Origin of the sequence: Roseovarius pacificus, assembly GCF_900142665.1 — a bacterium.
In the GTDB taxonomy this organism is placed as follows: Bacteria; Pseudomonadota; Alphaproteobacteria; order Rhodobacterales; family Rhodobacteraceae; genus Roseovarius; species Roseovarius pacificus.
The window spans coordinates 244264-264745 of sequence record NZ_FRBR01000002.1 but is presented as its reverse complement, the minus strand read 5'-3'; the positions used below and the strand labels follow the sequence as shown (position 1 = coordinate 264745).

Below are 20482 nucleotides of genomic sequence, written 5' to 3'. Positions count from 1 at the left end.
CATGCACAGAAACCGGCCTCGCGAATGGGACCGGGCCAAAACACAGGGATGAAAAATGTTCACCAAACTTTCGGCCACCACCCGCAGCTGCGTTGCTATCGTTCTGATGACCGGCAGCATGGCTTTTCTGCCTGCCGTCGCAGTGGCGCAGTCCGTGACGGCAAATCTGAATCACGAAATGACCGGCACGGTTATCGACGAGGCCACGCAACGGATGGCCGAGGCGCTAACCTCGTCCACAGATGGCGCCATCGACATCACCGTTCACTCGCGCGGCGAGATGGGCAGCGAGCGCGACATGTTCGACCTGATGCAGGCCGGCGCCATAGAGATGGGCGTCACCGGCTCGGTAATCGTGTCCTCCGTGGCACCTGAATACGGCGTGCTTGACGCCCCCTACCTGTTCCGTTCTCCTAGGCACCTGGCCGCAGTGATGGACGGCCCGATCGGCGAGGAACTGATCCAGACCATCCTCGACCGCAAGGGCATCCGCCTGATCGCTCGGATGGACCGCGCCCCGCGCCACGTCACCACCGGCGGCCCTGAAGTGCGCAACCCCGAAGACCTGAAAGGCCTCAAAATCCGCATGCGCGAGATTCCGGTACAGATCGAGGCCTTCCGCATGCTCGGCGCCAGCCCCGTTCCAATGGCCTTCGGCGAAGTCTACACTGCCCTGCAGACCGGCGTGCTCGACGCGCAGGAAAACCCGCTCGACATCATCATGGGCACCAGTCTCTACGAGGTACAGGAGACTGTCACACTCACGGGCCACGTGCGCGAGGTGCAATGGCTAATCGTATCCGAAACATGGTGGAGCAGTCTCAGCGACGAGACCCGAGAGATGATCCAGAGCGCGGCGGATGAAGCCATGAGTTGGGGGCAAGACCAAGTATATTCCGCCGACGCCGCTCTCATGGAAGAAGCCCGCGAAGCCGGGTTGACCGTGATCGAACTCACCCCGGAGGAGCGCGCCGCATTCAGCGATAAGCTGGCCGAGTTGCCAAAGGCCTTCGCCGGCAGATGGAAGGACGGCCTGTATGAAGCGATCGTCGAGACCGCCGAGTAAACCCTGCCTGATGCCGCCCCACTTCCTTATATCCAGAGGTGGGGCAGCCACTCTCACAGTACAACACCGAAAGACCGGCCCATGACACCGCTCATCATGAAGCTTCCCAATGCTCGCAAGGTTCTGCGCCTGCTCGGCAATGCCACTCCCGAGACTCGCCTGCTGATCCTGCACGATCCCTATACTGCTCATAACGCCGAGGCCCTGGCCGTAGCTGCCGATGAGATCGGTTGCCGGTTCAGCATGATCCAGGAAATGCCCGGCGAGCACCACGGCAGCCAGCTTTCCGAGATTTCCGCCGCCGCGATGGCCGCCGCCGATCTCGTGGTCGCACCAATGCGCACCAACGTCGCGCATACCCGGGCCCGCGCCGTGGCGCAGGAAGAACACGGCGTTCATGTGATCTGCCTGCCGGAAGCCGCAGGACAGGATTTCTTCCTTGCCGCCGGATGGCAAGCCGATTTCGAAACCCTACGCCCGCAGATCGACGCACTCGCAAAAGCGCTCGACAGCGCCGAGACTGCCCGCGTAACCTCGCGCCACGGCACCGATATCACCATGAGTCTCAAGGGCCGCCGCGGTCGTTCGCTGAACGGCTTCGCCAATGCGGTCGATATCTCCGCCGGCTACTGCCTCGAAGCCTCGATCGCGCCGGTGGAAGGCACGGCAGAGGGCATGATCGTGGTAAATGCCTCGATCCCCGGCCTCGGCCTGATCGAGGACGAACCGGTGGTAATCCGGTACGAGAAGGGCCTCGCCACTTCCATTGAGGGTGGGCGCGAAGCCGATGCCTTCCGCGACCTGCTCGCCGGTTTCAATGACCCGAACGTCTATAATCTCGGCGAGCTCGGCGTAGGCATGAATCCCGCCTGCCAACTGGACGGCACTATGCTCAGCGATGAAAGCGTCTGGGGGGGATTCCAGCTGGCACTCGGCACCAGCGCGCCTGGTGGGCAGTGCAAGGCCGCCGCGCATTACGACACGGTACTAACCGGCGCGACACTCGAACTCGACGGTCGCGTCGTTTTCGAGGATCGAACGCTACTCCTCCCGGCATGAGCTTTACGCGCGAAACATATCCCCGGTTGAACTCCGGCCGATCCTTTCTTTGGAAGGGAAAGAAGCCGTCCGTGCGGCGGATCGCCCCCGCTATAAGACACAGCCCACTACATATTGGCCCCATCGAAGCCCTCCTCATAGTCTCCGCCGAAGTCGGGGAACCGTGGCGAGACGCGAGCAACCAGAAGCTAAGGAGAATCGAATGCTCGAACGAATGGAGATGATGAAACCCGTCGGTATCATTCTCGATCAATGCCTGAACCTGAAAGTCGGCGAACAGTTTCTCGTACTCGCCGATACCGAGAACCTCCGTATCGGGCAGATGTTCGCCCTCGCCGGGCAGGAGCGCGGTGCAGAAACAATATTCCTCACCTATAGTCCGCGCACCCGCCACGGCGAGGAACTACCGGGCATCATCGCCGACGCAATGAAGGCAGCCGACGCCATTGTCGCACCCACGGCCTTCTCTGTGAACCACACCTCGGCCCGCAAGCGCGCGAGCGACGCCGGTGCCCGGTTGATCTTCTTCCCCGGTTGCAAGGAGGAGATGTTTCTCGACGGCTGCCTCGACATCGACTTCACCAGGCAGGCCAAGATCATCGCCGACTTATCGGAAATCCTCGAACAGGGCGAGCACGTTCATATCGCAACGGATGATGGCCGCACCGACCTGAAGATCGACATCCGGGGCCGCCACGCCGTACCGCAGAACGGAATTTGCCACGAGCCTGGCACCATCTCGCCACCGCCCTGCATCGAAACCGCCGTCTCGCCGGTGGAGTTCACCACCGAGGGCGTGATCTGCATCGACGGCGCAATCGTTCCCGGGGGCGAAGTGCTCGATCCCTTCGACATACGCTTCGAAAAGGGCCGTATCGTCGAAATCGACGCCTCGGGCAAGGATGGCTTGCTGCTCAAGAATCTTCTCGCCAGCTACGACGACGAGAACATCTACGCCCATGTCGAACTCGGCTTCGGCCTCAATCCCCGCGCCCGGATAGGACGTGGCGTCGAGCTTGAAGATGAGGGCGAATTTGGCACGATACATCTCGGCATCGGCAACGGTATCACCTTCGGAAGCTCAATCCGCGCATCCGGGCATATCGACCTGGTGGTCCGGCATCCGATCGTATCGGTCGACGGCAAAGTCGTATTGCAAGACCGCCAACTCAGTCTCTGAGTTTCAAACCGGGGGCGGCACAGAACAGACAATAAGTCGCCCCCAATTCACCACAGGGAGTAAGACCAATGACCAAACTCAACAGAAGACAGATGCTCGCCGGCGCTGGCGCCGGCAGCCTGCTGATGACCCTCAAACCGAAATCCGCACTGGCCCAAAACTGGCCCGAGCAGGCGGTCACAGTGGTTATCCAGTACGGTGCCGGCGGCGGCACCGATACAATCATCCGCGCGCTCGCCGCCGCGCTCGAAAAGCAGTTCACCGTAGGTATCCGCGCCGTGAATCAACCCGGCGCCGCCGGTGCACTGGCCGCCGAAAACGTACTCGGTCGGCGCCCGGATGGCTACTGGCTGCTTGGCAACGCCGACTACAACAAGATCTTCCGCGTACTGGGGTACACGCAGGACGCTCCGTGGAAGACATGGCAGTTTTACAAGATCGGCCGTTCGCTTCCGGCCTGGGCCGTACCGATCGACTCGCCCTTCAAGTCTCTCTCCGACGTGGTCGAGGCGGCAAAGGAAAGTCCCGGCAGCGTGCGTATTTCAAATTCTGGGATCGGCACTGTCTGGCACGAGGCAACCCTCGTGGCGCTGGAATATCCGACCGGTGCCGAGTTTAACCACATTCCCTATCAGGGTGGCGCCCCGGCGGCGCTGGCAGCCCTGCAAGGCGAAGCTGACGTGGTTGCCACCGGCATACAGGAACAGGTGGAATATCTACGCTCTGGCCGGCTCCGCAACATCGGCGTATTCCTGACAGAACCGCTCACGGTGGAAGGCGTGGATGAACCCCTGCAACCGGTGACGGATGCCATTCCCGGTGCGGCCGATATTGGCCTCATTCAGGGTGTCTACGCCCTCGCCGTTCAGCGCGACGCCCCTCAGGAGGTGCATGACATGATGCGTACAGCCGTTGCAGAAGCAGTCAAAGACGAGGCCTTCACCAGCGTGCTCGCCAACCGCGTGATGTTTCCTGAGTTCAAGACCGGAGAAGAGGTCGACCGCGAGGCAGCACTCTTCGAATCCGTGACTTCCTGGCTCTATTATGAGAATGGCATGGAAGGTCTCCAGAGCACCCCGGAAGAGCTCGGCATTCCCAGGCCGCAGGATTTCGCGGCATCCTGGCCGCCCGAAGACTATTCCCCAAAGTTCTGAATCACGACCGCCGCGTCGTCATCCGAAGAACGCGGCGGCCGTCAAACGACAAGGGAGAATATCATGAAGCTCATGCAAGATACCCGGCTGATCCCCAGCATCCTGACAGGCCTCATCGGCACCTTTTTGCTCTGGCACGGCAGCCAGATGCCACATCCGCGTGGCTGGGCCTCCTCGCCAGGGCTCTTTCCAATTATTATCGGAGCGGTTCTGGTAGGGCTCGCCATTCTCCTCTTCATCGAGCGCGCGCGCGACCGCTCCGCAGCGCGCCGGACCGCCGGAACAAAGGACCAAGAGACAACGACGACCGATACGCCGACATGCGCGAACGGCCCGTTCTTGAAAGGCGACCTGACGGCAGTACTGGCGATCTCGACCGGGCTCGCCGCATATATCATCGCGCTCGATTTCCTCCCCTACGAACCGGTCACCTTTGTCTCTCTTGCAATCGGCATGTGGGCCTTCGGCGCCCGCTCCCCGCTGCATATCGCCCTTGGCGCTGCGGCCTTCACGCTGGTGATCGTGGTGCTATTCACTCAGGTGCTCGGCACACTCATTCCGGGCACGTCAAGCCTAATTGGCACCCTGATGCAATGACCCCCTGAACGGAGCCACACCTTGTTCAGCTTCTTCGATGCCTTCCAGAGCGCACCCGTGCTCTATTCTCTGATCGGCGCCGCCGCCGGGATCATCTGGGGCGCCATGCCTGGCCTCTCAATGACCATGGGCATGGCCCTGCTCGCAACCTTCTCCTACGGCATGGACATCGGCAGCGCTTGCGCCTTCCTGATGGGCGTCTATACAGGAGCCACCTTCGGCGGCGCGATCAGCGCGGTTCTGGTGAACATTCCCGGCACCCCGGATTCCGTACCGATCCAAATGGCTGGGTATCCACTCACCCGCAAGGGCCGGGGCGGCGAAGCGATTGCCACGGCGATCTTTGCCTCCTTCATCGGCAACTGGGTGGGTATTCTCGCCCTCGCTTTGCTCGCGCCCCTGCTCATCGCCTTCTCCCTCAATTTCGGTGCCTGGGAGCAGTTCCTGCTGGCGCTATGGGGTATTCTGCTTGCGGGCAGCATCGGCAGCGAAGGGCAATCGCCCATCAAGGGCTGGATCTCTGGCTGGATCGGGCTGGCCATCGCTATGGTCGGCATGGAGCCTATCCTGGCCTATCCGCGCCTTGTTTTCGACGTGCCCGAGTTACGTGGAGGGGTAGAGTTCATCCCGGTGCTGATCGGCCTCTTCGGCATTGCCGAGGTAATGCGTATGGCAAGATCCGACGAACCCGCGCGCGAAGGCCGCGCACCGGGCCGCATCTGGCCCCGCTTCGATCTCTTGCGCCGCTACTATCGCTCTGCCATCCGCTCCAGCGTGATCGGTACCATTATCGGCGTCGTGCCCGGCGGTGGTGCACCCATGGCCAACTTCCTCTCCTACGAGATGGGTCAGCGCGCCTCGGGCAAGGATTTCTCAAAGGGCAGCATGGAAGGTGTAATCTGCACCGGCACGTCCGACAATGCCGCCATCGGCGGCTCGCTCTTGCCCGCCCTGGCGCTCGGTATACCCAGTTCTGCCGCTATCGCCGTCTTCATGGCGGCGCTGGCCTATCATGGCGTCGTCGTCGGGCCCTCTGTAGAACAGAGCCAGCCGGGCTTCCTCGGCTTCCTCTACGGCACACTCATCGTAGCCAATATCGCGATGTATATCCTCGGGTTCGCCTTGCTCAAGCCGATCATGAAACTGCTGAAGATGCCAGTGCATTACCTGATGCCGATGGTTGCCATGCTCTGCATGATCGGCGCCTACTCGGTGCAGCTTTCCGTCTTCGACATGTGGATCGCCGTAATCTTCGGTATCATCGGTTTCTATCTGAACCGCGCGGGCTTCCCACTTGCGCCGATGGTCTTTGCCATGATCCTCGGGAAGATTGCCGACGAGAACCTGCGCAAATCGGTCATCATCTTCCGGGATGATGCCATAGGCACCCTGCTCTCGCGGCCGGTAGGGCTTGTCATTATCGTCCTGATCCTACTCACCATCGCCTACGGCCTTCACGGTAGTCTGACCCGCAAAAGCTCAGCCGACGGCGCCACAGTTTCACCCAGGTAGACGATTTTGCATACAATCGACTTCCCAAAAAAAGCCACGCCTGATACCAAACCATAGGCAAATAGAGATGTGTTGTTGATATGCAGGATTCGTCCAGCCCCCGCCTTGCGAATAAGCCAAAACGCCCGCTCCTGCCCGACGTATTGGGCCTCGAACTTGCTGGCCTGATCGAACAAAGTATCATCCGCCTCGAATTTGCCCCGGGCGCGCATCTTACAGAACTACAGATTTGCGAGGAATTCGATGTCAGCCGCTCGCCTGTCCGCGATGCGTTCCGCAAACTCGAATCCCAGGGCCTGGTCGTGCGCCACAAGCGCCGCGGCATCCGGGTGACGCCAATGACCCTTCAGGATCTCAACGAGATCTACGTCGTCCGTACACCGCTTGAGGTGATCGCTGCATCCCTCGCCACCGATAACGCCACCGACGAAGACCTCGCCTTTCTCGCCAAACAGGTCGAACGGCTGGACGCCGCCCTGCACTCGGAAGACGCGGACGAGTTCTTCGAAGCGAACATGGCCTATTTCGACCGCGTGCATGGGATCACCGGCAACCACACACTCGAAAACATCCTGCGCACTATCGAGAAACAGGCCATGCGCTACCGTTATTTCGCGCACAGCTACAGTCGTCAGATGCAGGAAAACTCCGTCGCCTGCCTACGCAAGATTCTCGGCCACCTGAAGGACCGTGACGTTGACGCAGTGCGGCGCGCGACCGAAGAAATGATGATCGAAGCACACAAGATGATCGCCGAAATTCTGGCACAGCACCCCACGCTCAGCGGCAACGTCGACTAGTTTTGCAGGCAGCGTCAGAGCAACCTGACTTGAGACCGATTATCCGCCGCCCTGCTCACATGGAAAATCGCGATCCATTCAAGTATTTCAAAACCAGCCGGGACATCATTCGACTGGCGGTTACCATGCGCGCAAAGTCGGCGCATGGGTCCTGTTCCTGCCGCCATACAGCCCCGATCTGAACCCCGTAGAAATGGCCTTCCCCGAACTCAGGGGACGGCTCCGACGAACGGCTGTACGGACCTGCAACAATCTATGGCGGGCCGTCGGGCATGTCTGCGATCTCTTCACTGAGCAGGCATGCCACAACTTTTTCAAGGCTACCGGGTGCGAAACCAATTGAATGCAACACGCTCTGACAGGGGTGGTCAATTTACCAGGCGTTGTAGGCCAGGTATTTTCCCGACATCTCGATCTTCACCCGATCCCCCTTGGGATGTGGTACGCGCACCACCTGCATGTCAAAGTCGATGGCAGACATAATGCCTGTCCCGAATTTTTCTTCGATCAGCGCCTTGATCGTAGGACCATAGACGCCCACGATCTCATACAGGCGATAGATGCACGGATCGGTGGGCACGCTTTGCTCCCAAACCTTCGTCGGCGGCTCTTCCAGAACGCCCACGGCCTCTTGCGGCAGGCCCATCACCGAAACCAGTGCTTCGGCTTTATCCTTGGAAAACCCGTTCATTCCCATGCACGCGGAATGGGTCCAGACCGGAGACATCCCGATCTTCCCGGCAATTTCCTCCCAGGTCAGGCCAGCCTGTTTCTTCGCCGACAGGATCATCATCGTGACGTCGTCCTTGGTCATCATAGTTGGAACCTCGAAGTTATCTTTCATTTGTTTGCTCCTTCCGTGTTTGGCAGTCATCACTTACCGGACTTAACGACCGGCACCGCATCGGCTGCACGCCCTCAGTCATTGACGGCGTGCAGCCGTGGACTGCTGCGCGCATCTCCAGGGCTATCGGTCACAATACCGGCCTGATCGATCCGCACCGTATCGGGGCGCAGGTCATCGCCATCGACCTTCTGACCGGCCAGCTCCTTCGACCGGCTGCCCAGAAAATGAACCAGATGATTCCGGATCGCATAGTAATTCGGATGCTCTACGATTTCGGTTCGGTTACGCGGCCGCGGGATTGTGATCTCCACCGATTCCGCGACTCTGGCGAAAGGACCGTTCGTCATCAGCAAGATGCGATCCGCCAGCAAAATAGCTTCATCGATGTCATGGGTGATCATGAAAACCGTCTGCTCGGTACCGCCCCAAATCTTCAGCAATTCATCCTGAATCGTACCCCGTGTCAGAGCATCGAGCGCACCGAAGGGTTCATCCAGAAGCAACAACTTGGGATGATTGGCGAAGGCCCGCGCAATTGAAACGCGCTGCCGCATTCCGCCTGACAACTGGCTGGGTTTGCGATGGACGACGTCCCCCTCCAGCCCCACCTTGGCCAGAAAGTCGCGCGCATGCGCCTCTGCCTTGTCACGGGGCCAGTCCGGGTGTCGGGCCTTGACCCCGAAGATCACGTTCTTGAGCGCCGAGAGCCAGGGCAACAGAGAGTAGTTCTGGAAGACCACGCCGCGATCGAGCGATGGCCCGGAAACTTCCATCCCATCCATCTTCACCACCCCGGATGTCGGCTCTGCCAGCCCGGCGAGGATATTCATGATCGTCGACTTACCGCACCCCGAATGGCCCAGAATGCAGACGAACTCTCCTTTTTCGACCCCGAAACTGGCGTTCTCGAAGACCGTTAGCTCGCCGCCTTGACCATCAGGGAATTTCTGCGTGAGCCGTTCAATGCTGAGGAAAGGTTTTGACATGAGACGTTTCCTTACTCTGCGTAAGCCACGGCGCGTTGCAGGACGCCAAAGGCGGAGTCCAGCAGCATGCCGACGAAGCCGATCACGAGGATGGAGAAGATGACGGAGGTCAGGTCGAGATTGTTCCACTCATTCCAGACATAGTAGCCAATCCCCGTCCCTCCCACGAGCATCTCGGCAGCGACGATCACCAGCCAGGCGATCCCGATCGAGATGCGCATACCGGTAATGATGGTGGGCGCTGCCGCTGGCAGGATCACGGTAAAGGCTGTTCTCAGGCTCCCCAACTCATGGGTTCGCGCCACATTTACCCAATCCTGTCGCACGCCGGCCACTCCGAAGGCCGTATTGATGAGCATTGGCCAGATGGAGCATATGAAGATGACGAAGATCGCACTGGCCTCGGAATCCTGAATCACGAACAGTGCCAGAGGCATCCATGCCAGAGGCGATATCGGCCTGAGAATCTGAATGAAGGGATTGAACGCTTTGTAGGCGACCTGGCTCATCCCGATCAGAAAGCCCAGCGGTATGGCAACCAGCGCGGCCATGATATAGCCGGAAAGCACTCGGTAGATCGAATAGCCAACCTGAATACCGATCCCTTTGTCATTGGGCCCGGCATCATAAAACGGGTTACTGAGCTGTTCCCAGGCTTTGGCCAGTACATCCGATGGCGGCGGCACACCGGCTCGTTCTTCGCCGAGGCCCATCAGAAGCTCGTATTCAGTAAGGTCTTCTGCGGTCTTCTGCGCCGGAATGGTGGCCTCCCATATCAGGAGGCCGACGACAAGCATCACGAACGACAGGATCGCTGCACGCTGGTTGATCGAAAGATTCTCCAACATCGATCAAGCCTTGCCAATGGGGAAACTCTGAACATACGCTTCAGGTTCGGCCGGATCGAACGTCTTGCCCATAATCGTATGTGATTTGTAGGTGACGTCCGGCGCCTCGTATCCCAGGCCTTCCATCACCTTCTTGCAATCCCCCGCCAGATAGACCTGCTCGGCGACAGCCTTGTAATCCACATCGCCTTCAATATAGCCCCAGCGTTTCATCTGGGTCAGAATCCACACACCCATCGAATGCCATGGGAACGGATCGAAATCGATCCGGTCGGGAACTTTTTGCACCTCGCCCAGACCGTCGGCGAACGTCCCGGTCAGCACCTGCTCGATCACCGGCACCGGCTGATTGAGATAATTGGTCGGCGCGATCGCTGCAGAAATTTCCTTACGGTTTTCAGGGTCGGACGCGTACTGGGTTGCATCGACGATCGACTTGAGAAGAGCGCCATAGGTATTCGGAAGTTGCTCGGCAAAAGAGAGCGGCGCAGCAAAGGCGCAGCACGGATGACCTTCCCAGATATCTTTCGTCAGCGTGTGAATGAAGCCGATCCCTTCCCATACGGCGCGCTGGTTGAAGGGATCGGGCGACAAGTAACCGTCAAGGTTGCCGGCTCGCAGGTTCGCAACCATCTCGGGCGGCGGCACGACCCGGATTTGAATATCGACATCCGGGTCGAGCCCGAATTCAGCCACATAGTAGCGCAAAAGGAAATTGTGCATCGAGTATTCGAAGGGCACACCGAAGGTGAATCCCTTCCACTGCGCAGGGTCGCGCTTGTCGAGATGCTCATTGGACAGAACGATCGCCTGACCGTTGATGTTCTCGACGGCGGGCATGATATAGGGTTCGGCCACCGATCCGGCGCCAAGTGTCATGGCCAGCGGCATCGGTGTCAGCATGTGGCTGGCGTCATACTCACCGGACAGAGACTTGTCGCGCGCCACGGCCCAGCCAGCCGTCTTGATGACCTGGGCGTTCAATCCATAGCGTTCGTAAAATCCCATCGGCTGCGCCATGATGATCGGTGTGGCACAGGTGATGGGGACGAACCCGATATTGAGATCGGTTTTCTCTGGCGCCCCCAACTCGTCCAGGATCGCGGCCTTGGCCTTGTCCATCGGAAACACCGATGCCAGCGCCGCAGCAAAGGTGCCACCGCCCATCATGCCCATGAAAGACCGTCGACTGACATCGTTCTGCCCGAACACCGACCGCACGACAGCACTTTCAACCGCCCGTTCCAACATCGCTTCTGAGGACATGGTCGCAGGTTCGGCATGGTCTGTATCATGACCGTGTCCGGCGAGGCAGTTGTCACACCCGCAATCCGCCCCATGCCGCAGGTCGGTCTTTTCAGAATATGGATTTCCAAGGCTCTTGATCGTCATTGGCTTTCCTCTCAGGCTTGATTTGCCTCCATGTTTTCAAGGAACGCGCCTGTTCGAAAGCCTGTGCCCAAAATTTCCGCAGTCACATAAAACAAATACAAAACAACATCTTGAATGAATTTCACGGTGCCGGAAAATTACTATTTTTCATAATTTACGAAATTTCGTTATTTCTGCATGCGTTTCCTGCTAAGCTCACACCATGTCATCAGGCGCCGCACCGATCATTTCCTTTCTGGCAGACCTGCCCGAGCCCTCTCTGATTCTGGATACGCGGACAGACTCCGTCCTGGCATGGAATCCCGCCGCCGCCACCCTGTTAGGGGGGGCTCCCGATCACCCGGCACCAGCCCGCTTTTCACCTTTCGCAGGGGCCTCTTTGCCGCGCTTCATCGTGTTCATAGAAGAGGTCGACCACCGTGGCGAAGCCTGGACGCGGGACATAGATCTCATACCGGTCGCCGGGGACACCCTGCGTTGCGAAATCCGTGGGCGTCAGTTGCGCGAACATCCGGGCTGCATACTGTTGCTCCTGACAGATCTCGAAGCATTCGGAACCCGCACGGCGATTACCGAAACCGCCGAGATGCACCGCGCCGGCTTGATTGAATGGAAGCGCGCAGAACGGTTTTTCACCGAACTGGAACGAGAAAATCAGTTGATCCTCAACGCAGCGGGCGAAGGAATTTATGGTGTGAACGCCGAAGGAAAGACGACCTTCGTAAACCGTGCCGCGCGCGAGATGCTGGGCTGGACGACTGAAGACCTTCTGGGCCGAAACATTCACGCGCTCATCCACCACCATCATCTCAACGGCGAAAGCTACCCTGCACACGAATGCAAGATTTACCAGTCGTTCCGTTTCGAGCAGGTCAATCGTATCGACAACGAGGTCTTCTGGCGCAAGGACGGCAAGCCGATCCGGGTCGAATACGTTTCGACACCGATCTACGATCAACAGGTTCTGGTCGGCGCCGTGGTAATTTTCCGCGATATAACCGAAAGAAAGGAAAACGAACGCAAACTGCACGATGCGTTGAAAGAGGTCGCATCGCTGCGAGACAAGCTCGAACAGGAAAACGCTTATCTTCAGGAAGCCATCACTTCGGAGAGAGCGCATCACGACATTGTCGGAACATCCTCGGCGATAAAACAGGTCCGGGCAAGGATCGACCTCGTCGCACCGACGGATGCGACGGTCCTGATTACCGGCGAGACAGGCACGGGCAAAGCCCTTGTGGCGAACGCCATTCACAAGGCCAGCGCCCGCTCTCGTCGGGCAATGATATATTTTAAATGCGGTGCAATTTCGACCGATGAGGTCGAAACCGAGCTTTTCGGACAAGTGCGCGGTGCGTTTCCCGGCTCGATAAGGGACAAGCCCGGAAAACTTGAACTGGCCCATGGCGGGACGCTTTTCCTTGATGACATCTCGGAGCTCCCCTTTGAAACACAGGGAAGACTGCTGCAAACCCTGCAAACCGGCAGCGTGACACGCCTTGGCGATACCCGGGCCAAGGCGCTTGATCTGCATGTGATCGCAGCAATGACCGATACCCCGGAAAACGCGGTGAAGTCCGGCAAGCTGCGTGAAGATCTGCTGTTTTTCCTGAATGTTTTCCCGATCTCATGCGCACCGCTGCGTGACCGCCCCGAAGACATTCCCCTGCTGGCCTCGCATCTGCTCGAAGTGACATGCCGCCGGCTCAACCTTTCACAACCCATCATCACCGAGCGGGCGGTACAACAGATGATGGAGTATCGCTGGCCCGGCAACGTGCGCGAATTGCGGAACGTCGTAGAACGGGCGGCAATCGTTTCGGGAGGAGGCAAGATTATTCTTGAACTCGGCACATCCCCCGGTGCGGCCCGCAGCGACGCCGTTCAAATACGGACCCAGGCAGAAATCGACAGCATGATCCGCAACAACCTTGTTGCCTGTCTGAGGGAAACCGGAGGCAAAGTGTCGGGGTCCGGCGGCGCTGCGGAGCTTCTCGGGGTCCAGCCTACGACACTCTATTCCCGGATACGCCGTTTTCAGATCGATCCGAGCGAGTGGGACATCCCAAATCGGCTGCAACATGAAGGGGCACCGTCAGAGAAAACCGGGGGGGGGCCGCGTTGGCGCCATCCTACCCAAATAACATGACAAAACGCGATGGGAGTGTCGGCGCAACCTGACGTGAGGCCGGCGAAAGCGGGCGATGTTGCGCTTTCGGCCTGTGCGAACTCTGCATAAACCCGCCGCCCTTCACGCCTCAATCTACAATTTGTTCAACTCCAGGCAAAGCCTCTACTCAGGATCGAATACCGAACAAAACACGCCGCTGCTCTCGCCGAAGGGCGCAATCTTTGCATGGCGCAAGAGACTGCTCCCCCTGACCCAACCTGGACTGGTTCAGATTTGTCAGGCAGTATCACCGAGGTGATCAAAAAACATGCTTTGACCCATTGGCATTGCCTGAAAAGTGAACACGACAATAAACTCGGCCAGGCGGAGGCCACGATTAACCAACAGAACATGATTATGCATACAAAACATATATTCCTCCCCAAAAAATGCATTGGACAGCATAAAGGATCACGGTTTTCATCGTGGCAAGACACGATACCGATAATCTAAGCGGTGATAACAGAGAGGATTTTATCATGCTGAAGTCGATACGGACGCCAATTGTTAGTTTATGTTTTGGAATAGCCATCACGGCCGGCCCGGCCTTTGCCGAATTTCCAGAGAAAGAAGTAACGATCACGGTTGGCTTTGGACCAGGCGGCGGCGTCGATACCATCACACGGGCTGCGACAGATGCGTTGTCATCTGCCCTTGGCGAGGCGATTGTGGTGGAAAACCAGCCGGGTGCCGGGGGCGGGCTTGCCTTGACGGCGCTCATGGCAAAACCCGCTGACGGATATAATCTGGCGGCTGCGATTTCCACGACGGTCTCGTTCGACCCTCATGCCTCGGCAGTCAGTTATGGCATTGACGACTTCGAATATATTGGCGCCTTTGGCGTCTTTCCGGAAGCACTCGTTGCCCTGCCATCGCGCGGCTGGAACGACTTTTCCGACGTGGTCAGCGCAGCCAGGGAGGCCCCTGACGGGCTGACCTATGCCTCGACGACATCGCTTGACCGCATCGTGACCAAGAGCATTTCCGAACAAGAGGGAATTTTGCTTAAACCCGTACCAACCAAAGGCGGGGCCGAAGCAGTTGCCGAAGTTCTTGGCGGACATGTCGATTTTGCCTATAGTTCAGGCGCTTACTACGCGCAGGCTGCCGCAGGCGATCTCATGATACTCGCGGGCCTGGGAACGGACCCGGTTCCTGGCTTCGAAGACAGTCCGACACTCAAAAGTCTCGGCTACGACGTTTCCAATGTGAACATGGTGATCTTTGTCGCCCCGGCAGGAATCCCGTCCGAAGCAAAGGATGCATTGGTGGCGGCGTTCAGTGAGGCTGCGAAATCCCCGACGGTCCTCGATGTTCTCGCCAAGCGCAATATGGGCAGCTTCACTCTGACAGGCGATGATTTCGATGCCCAAATCCGCGCACAGGACGCTCAATTCAAGGCGGCAATGGAATAAATGCCGCACAGTTCGAAAAATCGGCAAATCGGGCCTCGTCTTCGGACCTGGCCCTTTGTCGAATTCATCATCGTTCTGGGCCTCTGCCTTCTGGTCCTTTTCGTCGTGATCCCGAACGGAACGAACGACAGCAATAACTTCGGCCTTTCCCCGCGCATGGTGCCGAATCTGACCGCTACTGTGATCGGTATACTTGCCATAGTAACGCTCCTGTTCGATCTCATTCGGCTGCGTGACGGACATCACGAAGAACGGCCTTCGACCAAGGGGCTTTGGGGAGTTGTCCTTCTTGTTCTGGCAACCTTCCTCGGCACGATAGCGATCTCCTGGTTCGGCATGATTATCGGTGGTGCCATTCTCTTTTTTCTGGCCACTCTCGCAGTTGGCGAACGACGTCCCTCCGCTCTTTTCGGATTGGGCCTTCTTGCCGTTCTTCTGCTTTTGCTCGTCGAATGGTCGGGGCTGTAAGCCACGAAACAAAGGGATACGCCGCTGCACCGCGAGACACCTCCCGGTATAGTCGGAATATGACGCAAAAGCCTTGGTTTTTATGAATTGACCGGGGCAGAAAAAATGAAAGTTCCATGGACCTGTTTATTCAAGGCGCTCAAGACGCACTCACGCTTTCGTCCATTCTGTCCGTCATCGGGGGAATTTTTCTCGGCTATCTGGTCGGGGTCCTTCCCGGCCTCAGCCGCCCGGCCGCATTGTCTGTCGCCGTACCTCTTACCTATGCCATGACTCCGATTGGAGCGATCGCCTTTCTCGTCGGGGTCACAAAAGCAAGTGCGGCAGGAGGAGCCACCGGGGCTATTTTGCTCAACACCCCCGGAGAGCCCAGTTCGGCAGCCACGACATTCGACGGGTATCCACTTGCCCAAAAAGGCGAAGCCACGCGTGCATTGAAAATCGCGCTTTATGCCTCCGTATTCGGTGATTTGATGGCAACCCTGGTTCTCATCCTTCTGGCCGCCTCGCTGGCGCAATTCGCGTTAAAAATGGGGCCTGTGGAAATGACAGCCGTCATGATCTTTGCCCTCAGCTTCATCGCGGCACTATCCGGCACCTCGCTTTCCCGGGGTATCATTTCCGGTGTGCTGGGGCTTTTCCTGGCGACGGTTGGACTGGACCCCGAAAGCGCCACACCTCGTATGACCTTCGGCAATATCGAACTTTTCGACGGCATACCCCTGATCGCCGCGACTGTCGGGATGTTGGCCTTCACGGAAATGCTGACACAGGTTCAAACCTTGTTTGCCAATCGCGCAGAAGCCTCGGAATCCAGCCGGTTTCAGCCAGAGACCAACAAACGAATCGCCTTCAGCGACATCAAACGGGTTTTCCCGGTTTCACTTCGCGCAACGGGCATCGGTATTGCCGCAGGGATCATCCCCGGCCTGGGCCCGACCATCGGGGCCTTTCTGTCTTATGCCATCAACAAACGTCTGGCAAAATCGGGGGACAGCTATGGTGAGGGCGATCTCAAGGGCGTGGTCGCGACCGAGTCCGCCGACAATGCGGTTCTCCCCGCAAGCCTCATTCCATTGTTCGCAATCGGCCTGCCGGGCAGCGTTTCGGCGGCAATTCTGGTGTCGGCTTTCATGTTGCATGGGGTGCAACCCGGCCCATTGGTATTCGAACAACATCCAAGACTGATTTACGGTATCTATGTCTCGATGATCGTAGCCAGTCTGGCCATGTTACTGGTCGGACGGCTGGGCCTGACTATTTTCGCACGCATTACCCTTGTGCCGGCACAATTCATCATTCCATTCGTTGTCCTGTTTTGCGTCGTTGGGACCTATCTTGAGAGAGATACGGTGTTCTCGGTCTTTGCGATGCTTGGGCTCGGACTGCTCGGCTTCATCATGCAGCGCTATGGCTACTCGGTTGTGACGTTTTTGATCGGTTTTGTTATCGGCCCGATATTCGAACTCTCACTACGTCAAGCCTTGATCATTACGAACCATTCTCTCGTCGCGGTTCTCCACCACCCCATCGCGCTCGGATTTCTCGGCGCAGCGTTCTTGTCAATCATTCTGTTTCTCCGCTCGAATCGATAGGCCGCGCTCGTTCGCCACGGCGAGCAAAGCCTCCAGGAAATTCGAAACATACGCGGGCCGGTAGCGTTTGGGGTTCCAAAGGGCCGATACCTCGGACGAGGTCTGGCAAATGTCGGAGTGAATGGGAACCGCGTTGTCCAACGCATCTATGTTCTGAGCGGAAGACGAGACGATCGCAGCCCCGTGTCCGTCACGGGCAAGGGCGGCCAATGTCTGGGTGCTGTCGCTTTCGAGAACGATACGAGGCCTGACACCGTGTGCCGCTGTCAACTGTTCGAAAAGATGACGGGTCAAAAAACCTCTGCGCATAACGATCATGGGCTCATCCGCAATTTCATTGATCGTGACAGAGGATAAATTCGCACAGGGATGCCCCGGAGCGAACATGGCGAAGAGCTGTGCATCGAAAAGCGGCTGACCGACCAGAATGTTGCTGATGCCGAGATTGGCAACAACCAAATGGACCGCACCGTGCTCGACCATTTCTATAAGGGCGTCATTGCTGCCTTCGCTCACCATGAGATTTACTTTTGGATGGAATTTTCGGAATTTGGCCATAGCCGGAGACAGAAGCCAGGCAATCGTCTGAGGCGTAGCCCCGATCCGCAATGTCCCGCTGTGCTCTGGTTTGCTGTGTGCGGCCCTGTGTACGAGGTCTTGCGCCCGCTCCAGGAGCTCTGATGCCTGAGCGGCCAAATCAGCACCTTCCGCAGTTAACACAAGCCTTTTTCCAATCCTCTCGAATAAGAGAACACCGAGCTTCTTTTCAAGCGCCTGAATTTGCCGGGAAAGCGCCGGCTGGCTTAAATGCACCGCGCTGGCGGCATTGGTAATGTTGAGCCGCTCTGCGACGGCCACGAAATTTCTCAACTCTCTCAATTCCAGCATTCCGCGCCCTGTTCATGCAACCCGCACATAAGAGAAGCCTCCACAAATGCATTGGACAAACAAGAGCAATATCGGCAGAAATCAAGAAAATCAGGGCTATACCTATGAAAATTTCTCTTAGCGCGGATGTCGGCGAAGGGTTCGGCCCGTATCGCTTGGGCAATGATGATGCCCTGATGCCTTATATCAGTTCGGCCAACATTGCCTGTGGTATGCACGCAGGAGACCCCACAACGATGGCCCGGACAATCGCTCTTGCCAAGCAGCATGGTGTGTCGATTGGCGCTCATCCGGGATTCAGAGACATACAAGGCTTCGGTCGACGTCATATTGCGATGCCCCCACAAGAAATCGAATGGCTGGTAACCTACCAAATTGGTGCTCTTCAGTCCCTTGCAGCGGGGCAAGGTGTGAACGTGGAATTCGTTAAGCCACATGGAGCACTGAACAATATCGCGCATGAAGATCCCGATGTGGCCAACGCAATCGCACGAGGCATTCGCGCGGCTGACGACACGCTCATTTTTGTTGCGAACTGCCTGTCCGAAATGACTCGAGCCGGGGAAAACCATGGGCTTCAGGTCATTCACGAAGCCTATGCAGACCGCCGGTATGCCTCCAACGGGCGCCTGTTGCCACGGTCGGACCCATTGGCCGTGGTTCGCGACCCGGTTCAGGCGGCGGCACAAGTGCTCACCATGTTGGAAACGCAATCCCTTCCGACGACCGACGGCAACAATCTCCAGACTCCGATTGATACAATTTGTTTCCACGCCGACGAGCCGACCGCTGTCGATATTGTCAAACATGTTCGCAAGAAGATCCTGGATTCAGGAGTACATATCTCGGAAATTGTTCGAAACAGGCAATTGTCCGTCGTCAGATGATACAGGACGGTCTTGTCAGAAGACACTGGCCTTTCGGCTGTTCGTCGATGCGCTGCGACATCGGGCCAGGCGGCTTTCGATCACAAGCTGAAGTCTGGGGATGAAACAGGTGATGCGATTGCCCGCATCGGAGCCAAGGGGTGCCCCTGCCCCAGCGCAGACTGCTTCGAATTGCCCTCACAGCACCCTAACAATGGCTCAGCCCCAAACCTGGAACCGAACCGGCAACACCTATGCGGTTCCGGATGGCAAAGCGGTCATACGGTCCTCTTCCAGCCAGGCTTCAAGCCAGTTCGTGGACACATCACCCGCCCGGACATCCACATTTCCGACCAGGGCCGTGTGAAGTGACGCCGTCGTTGGATTGGGGCCAATCGCCAGTTCGCCAAGGGCGCCTGCCAGACGGTCGAGCGCTCTCTCGCGTGACACATCCCAGACAATCAGCTTTCCAAGCAGAGAGTCGTAATAAGGAGGTATCCCGTACCCCTCGTATATGCCCGTGTCGAACCGGATCCCCGGCCCTCCGGGTATCGTCAACGTCTCCACGACTCCGGGTGCCGGCATGAAATTATTAGCCGGGTTTTCCGCATTCAGACGCACTTCGATCGCATGGCCCACACACTGGACATCCTCCTGACCGACTGTCAGCGGACGGCCACCGGCAATCAGGAGCATTTCCCGGAGAAGGTCCACACCGGTAATCATTTCGGTCACCGGATGCTCAACCTGAATACGCGTGTTCATCTCGATAAAGTAGAACGCCTCGCGATCCATATCATAAAGGTACTCAAGCGTCCCCGCGCCGCGATAACCGACCTCCTCCGCCAGACGCACGGCAGATGCACACAGTTCCTCGCGCACAGCCGCCGGAAGCATCACGGCAGGGGCTTCCTCCCAGACCTTTTGCCGACGTCGCTGAAGCGAACATTCCCGTTCGAACAAATGTATGGCGGATTGACCGTCGGCCAGAATCTGAACTTCGATATGGCGTGCCCTTTGGATAAAGGCTTCGATGTAGAGACCGTCATCGCCAAAACCCGCCCGCGCCTCGCTCATCGCTGTCGGCAACGTCTTTTCGAGTTCCCTGCGCGAATGTGCGACCCTGATGCCGCGGCCACCGCCACCCGCGGCCGCCTTGACCATGACCGGATAACCGATCTCTTCGGCAATTGCGATTGCTTCGGCGACGTCCGTGATACGCCCTCTACTGCCGGGCACGACGGGAACATTGGCGGCAATGGCCGCGGCCCGGGCGTTCACCTTGTCCCCCATACGTTCGATGGTATCCGCATCGGGCCCGCAAAAAACCAGCCCCATTTCCTTCGTGCGACGTGCAAATTCCGCGTTTTCGGACAGAAATCCATACCCAGGATGGATCGCATCCGCACCGCTCTCTTTTGCAGCCGTCAGGATACGTTCGATATTCAGATAGGATTGATTTGCGGGTGCCGGACCGATCTCGATGACTTCGTCGGCAAGCCGTGCGGCAAGCATATCGTGGTCGGCGGCACTGACGATCTGTACCGTGCGGAGTCCCAGATCCCGCGCTGCCCGGATGATGCGCACCGCGATCTCGCCCCTGTTGGCGATCAGAAGCGTCCTGATTGTCGGGGTCATG

The 20482-nt window shown here is 58.1% G+C and carries 19 protein-coding genes; 13 read left to right on the top strand and 6 right to left on the bottom strand.

Translation table 11 applies throughout. The annotated features are described in order from the left end of the window. The first annotated feature begins 55 nt into the window (after positions 1–55). The 8 genes from BUB53_RS06870 (at position 56) to BUB53_RS23485 (ending at position 7711) form a co-directional block, all read left to right on the top strand. Positions 56–1066 carry a TRAP transporter substrate-binding protein gene (locus BUB53_RS06870; RefSeq protein WP_073033958.1) on the top strand — a complete coding sequence of 337 codons (1011 nt, stop codon included), beginning with the start codon at positions 56–58 and terminating at the stop codon, positions 1064–1066. 81 nt (positions 1067–1147) lie between these two features. Continuing rightward, a complete protein-coding gene (locus BUB53_RS06865) occupies positions 1148–2125 on the top strand; it encodes an aminopeptidase (RefSeq protein WP_073033957.1) in 978 nt (325 codons plus the stop codon). A 202-nt stretch (positions 2126–2327) separates the two neighbouring features. Further along, entirely contained in the window at positions 2328–3305 is a 978-nt protein-coding gene (locus BUB53_RS06860) for an aminopeptidase (protein WP_073033956.1), read from the top strand. Positions 3306–3373: 68 nt separating this feature from the next. Continuing rightward, on the top strand, positions 3374–4459 hold the full coding sequence (locus tag BUB53_RS06855; protein ID WP_084728963.1) for a Bug family tripartite tricarboxylate transporter substrate binding protein: 1086 nt from the start codon (positions 3374–3376) through the stop codon (positions 4457–4459). 63 nt (positions 4460–4522) lie between these two features. Beyond that, positions 4523–5056: a tripartite tricarboxylate transporter TctB family protein gene (locus BUB53_RS06850; RefSeq protein WP_073033954.1), complete on the top strand. Its 534-nt coding sequence runs from the start codon at positions 4523–4525 to the stop codon at positions 5054–5056. A 21-nt stretch (positions 5057–5077) separates the two neighbouring features. Beyond that, positions 5078–6568, top strand: a complete 1491-nt coding sequence (locus BUB53_RS06845) for a tripartite tricarboxylate transporter permease (protein ID WP_073033953.1) — start codon at positions 5078–5080, stop codon at positions 6566–6568. Positions 6569–6648: 80 nt separating this feature from the next. Continuing rightward, positions 6649–7368, top strand: a complete 720-nt coding sequence (locus tag BUB53_RS06840; RefSeq protein WP_073033952.1) for a GntR family transcriptional regulator — start codon at positions 6649–6651, stop codon at positions 7366–7368. Between the two features lie 76 nt (positions 7369–7444). Continuing rightward, positions 7445–7711, top strand: coding sequence for a transposase (locus tag BUB53_RS23485; RefSeq protein ID WP_084728961.1), 267 nt, complete (start codon positions 7445–7447; stop codon positions 7709–7711). Positions 7712–7741: 30 nt separating this feature from the next. On the opposite strand, the gene cynS is transcribed toward BUB53_RS23485, so the two are convergent. From cynS to BUB53_RS06815, 4 genes are all read right to left on the bottom strand, one after another. Beyond that, positions 7742–8212, bottom strand: coding sequence for a cyanase (cynS, locus tag BUB53_RS06830; RefSeq protein ID WP_229709480.1), 471 nt, complete (start codon positions 8210–8212; stop codon positions 7742–7744). 74 nt (positions 8213–8286) lie between these two features. Beyond that, complete coding sequence (locus BUB53_RS06825; RefSeq protein ID WP_073033951.1) at positions 8287–9201, bottom strand: ABC transporter ATP-binding protein; 915 nt, start codon at positions 9199–9201, stop codon at positions 8287–8289. A gap of 11 nt (positions 9202–9212) precedes the next feature. Further along, on the bottom strand, positions 9213–10049 hold the full coding sequence (gene ntrB / locus BUB53_RS06820; protein WP_073033950.1) for a nitrate ABC transporter permease: 837 nt from the start codon (positions 10047–10049) through the stop codon (positions 9213–9215). Positions 10050–10052: 3 nt separating this feature from the next. Next, positions 10053–11441, bottom strand: a complete 1389-nt coding sequence (locus BUB53_RS06815; RefSeq protein ID WP_073033949.1) for a CmpA/NrtA family ABC transporter substrate-binding protein — start codon at positions 11439–11441, stop codon at positions 10053–10055. Positions 11442–11643: 202 nt separating this feature from the next. Here BUB53_RS06815 and BUB53_RS06810 point away from each other — a divergent pair, with 202 nt between their 5' ends. The 4 genes from BUB53_RS06810 (at position 11644) to BUB53_RS06795 (ending at position 17089) form a co-directional block, all read left to right on the top strand. Further along, positions 11644–13590 carry a sigma 54-interacting transcriptional regulator gene (locus BUB53_RS06810; RefSeq protein ID WP_073033948.1) on the top strand — a complete coding sequence of 649 codons (1947 nt, stop codon included), beginning with the start codon at positions 11644–11646 and terminating at the stop codon, positions 13588–13590. A gap of 500 nt (positions 13591–14090) precedes the next feature. Further along, complete coding sequence (locus BUB53_RS06805) at positions 14091–15026, top strand: tripartite tricarboxylate transporter substrate binding protein (protein ID WP_073033947.1); 936 nt, start codon at positions 14091–14093, stop codon at positions 15024–15026. Further along, positions 15027–15494, top strand: coding sequence for a tripartite tricarboxylate transporter TctB family protein (locus BUB53_RS06800; RefSeq protein ID WP_073033946.1), 468 nt, complete (start codon positions 15027–15029; stop codon positions 15492–15494). A gap of 116 nt (positions 15495–15610) precedes the next feature. Further along, positions 15611–17089 carry a tripartite tricarboxylate transporter permease gene (locus BUB53_RS06795; RefSeq protein WP_073033945.1) on the top strand — a complete coding sequence of 493 codons (1479 nt, stop codon included), beginning with the start codon at positions 15611–15613 and terminating at the stop codon, positions 17087–17089. Here the strand turns inward: BUB53_RS06795 and BUB53_RS06790 are convergent. Beyond that, positions 17057–17977 carry a LysR family transcriptional regulator gene (locus BUB53_RS06790; protein WP_073033944.1) on the bottom strand — a complete coding sequence of 307 codons (921 nt, stop codon included), beginning with the start codon at positions 17975–17977 and terminating at the stop codon, positions 17057–17059. The genes BUB53_RS06795 and BUB53_RS06790 overlap by 33 nt on opposite strands. Before the next feature lie 104 nt (positions 17978–18081). On the opposite strand from BUB53_RS06790, the gene BUB53_RS06785 reads away from it, so the two are divergent. Then, complete coding sequence (locus BUB53_RS06785) at positions 18082–18864, top strand: LamB/YcsF family protein (protein WP_073033943.1); 783 nt, start codon at positions 18082–18084, stop codon at positions 18862–18864. A gap of 231 nt (positions 18865–19095) precedes the next feature. Here BUB53_RS06785 and BUB53_RS06780 read toward each other — a convergent pair whose 3' ends face one another. Continuing rightward, the gene (locus tag BUB53_RS06780; RefSeq protein ID WP_073033942.1) at positions 19096–20481 is read right to left on the bottom strand and encodes an acetyl-CoA carboxylase biotin carboxylase subunit; all 1386 of its coding nucleotides are present in this window, start codon (positions 20479–20481) and stop codon (positions 19096–19098) included. Position 20482 lies beyond the last annotated feature (1 nt).

Excerpts from the sequence above, each read along its gene's own strand:
- BUB53_RS06870 (WP_073033958.1), top strand. The coding sequence starts at position 56 with ATGTTCACCAAACTTTCGGCCACCACCCGCAGCTGCGTTGCTATCGTT.
- BUB53_RS06865 (WP_073033957.1), top strand. The coding sequence starts at position 1,148 with ATGACACCGCTCATCATGAAGCTTCCCAATGCTCGCAAGGTTCTGCGC.
- BUB53_RS06860 (WP_073033956.1), top strand. The coding sequence starts at position 2,328 with ATGCTCGAACGAATGGAGATGATGAAACCCGTCGGTATCATTCTCGAT.
- BUB53_RS06855 (WP_084728963.1), top strand. The coding sequence starts at position 3,374 with ATGACCAAACTCAACAGAAGACAGATGCTCGCCGGCGCTGGCGCCGGC.
- BUB53_RS06850 (WP_073033954.1), top strand. The coding sequence starts at position 4,523 with ATGAAGCTCATGCAAGATACCCGGCTGATCCCCAGCATCCTGACAGGC.
- BUB53_RS06840 (WP_073033952.1), top strand. The coding sequence starts at position 6,649 with ATGCAGGATTCGTCCAGCCCCCGCCTTGCGAATAAGCCAAAACGCCCG.
- cynS (WP_229709480.1), bottom strand. The coding sequence starts at position 8,212 with ATGAAAGATAACTTCGAGGTTCCAACTATGATGACCAAGGACGACGTC.
- BUB53_RS06825 (WP_073033951.1), bottom strand. The coding sequence starts at position 9,201 with ATGTCAAAACCTTTCCTCAGCATTGAACGGCTCACGCAGAAATTCCCT.
- ntrB (WP_073033950.1), bottom strand. The coding sequence starts at position 10,049 with ATGTTGGAGAATCTTTCGATCAACCAGCGTGCAGCGATCCTGTCGTTC.
- BUB53_RS06815 (WP_073033949.1), bottom strand. The coding sequence starts at position 11,441 with ATGACGATCAAGAGCCTTGGAAATCCATATTCTGAAAAGACCGACCTG.
- BUB53_RS06810 (WP_073033948.1), top strand. The coding sequence starts at position 11,644 with ATGTCATCAGGCGCCGCACCGATCATTTCCTTTCTGGCAGACCTGCCC.
- BUB53_RS06805 (WP_073033947.1), top strand. The coding sequence starts at position 14,091 with ATGCTGAAGTCGATACGGACGCCAATTGTTAGTTTATGTTTTGGAATA.
- BUB53_RS06800 (WP_073033946.1), top strand. The coding sequence starts at position 15,027 with ATGCCGCACAGTTCGAAAAATCGGCAAATCGGGCCTCGTCTTCGGACC.
- BUB53_RS06795 (WP_073033945.1), top strand. The coding sequence starts at position 15,611 with ATGGACCTGTTTATTCAAGGCGCTCAAGACGCACTCACGCTTTCGTCC.
- BUB53_RS06790 (WP_073033944.1), bottom strand. The coding sequence starts at position 17,977 with ATGCTGGAATTGAGAGAGTTGAGAAATTTCGTGGCCGTCGCAGAGCGG.
- BUB53_RS06785 (WP_073033943.1), top strand. The coding sequence starts at position 18,082 with ATGAAAATTTCTCTTAGCGCGGATGTCGGCGAAGGGTTCGGCCCGTAT.
- BUB53_RS06780 (WP_073033942.1), bottom strand. The coding sequence starts at position 20,481 with ATGACCCCGACAATCAGGACGCTTCTGATCGCCAACAGGGGCGAGATC.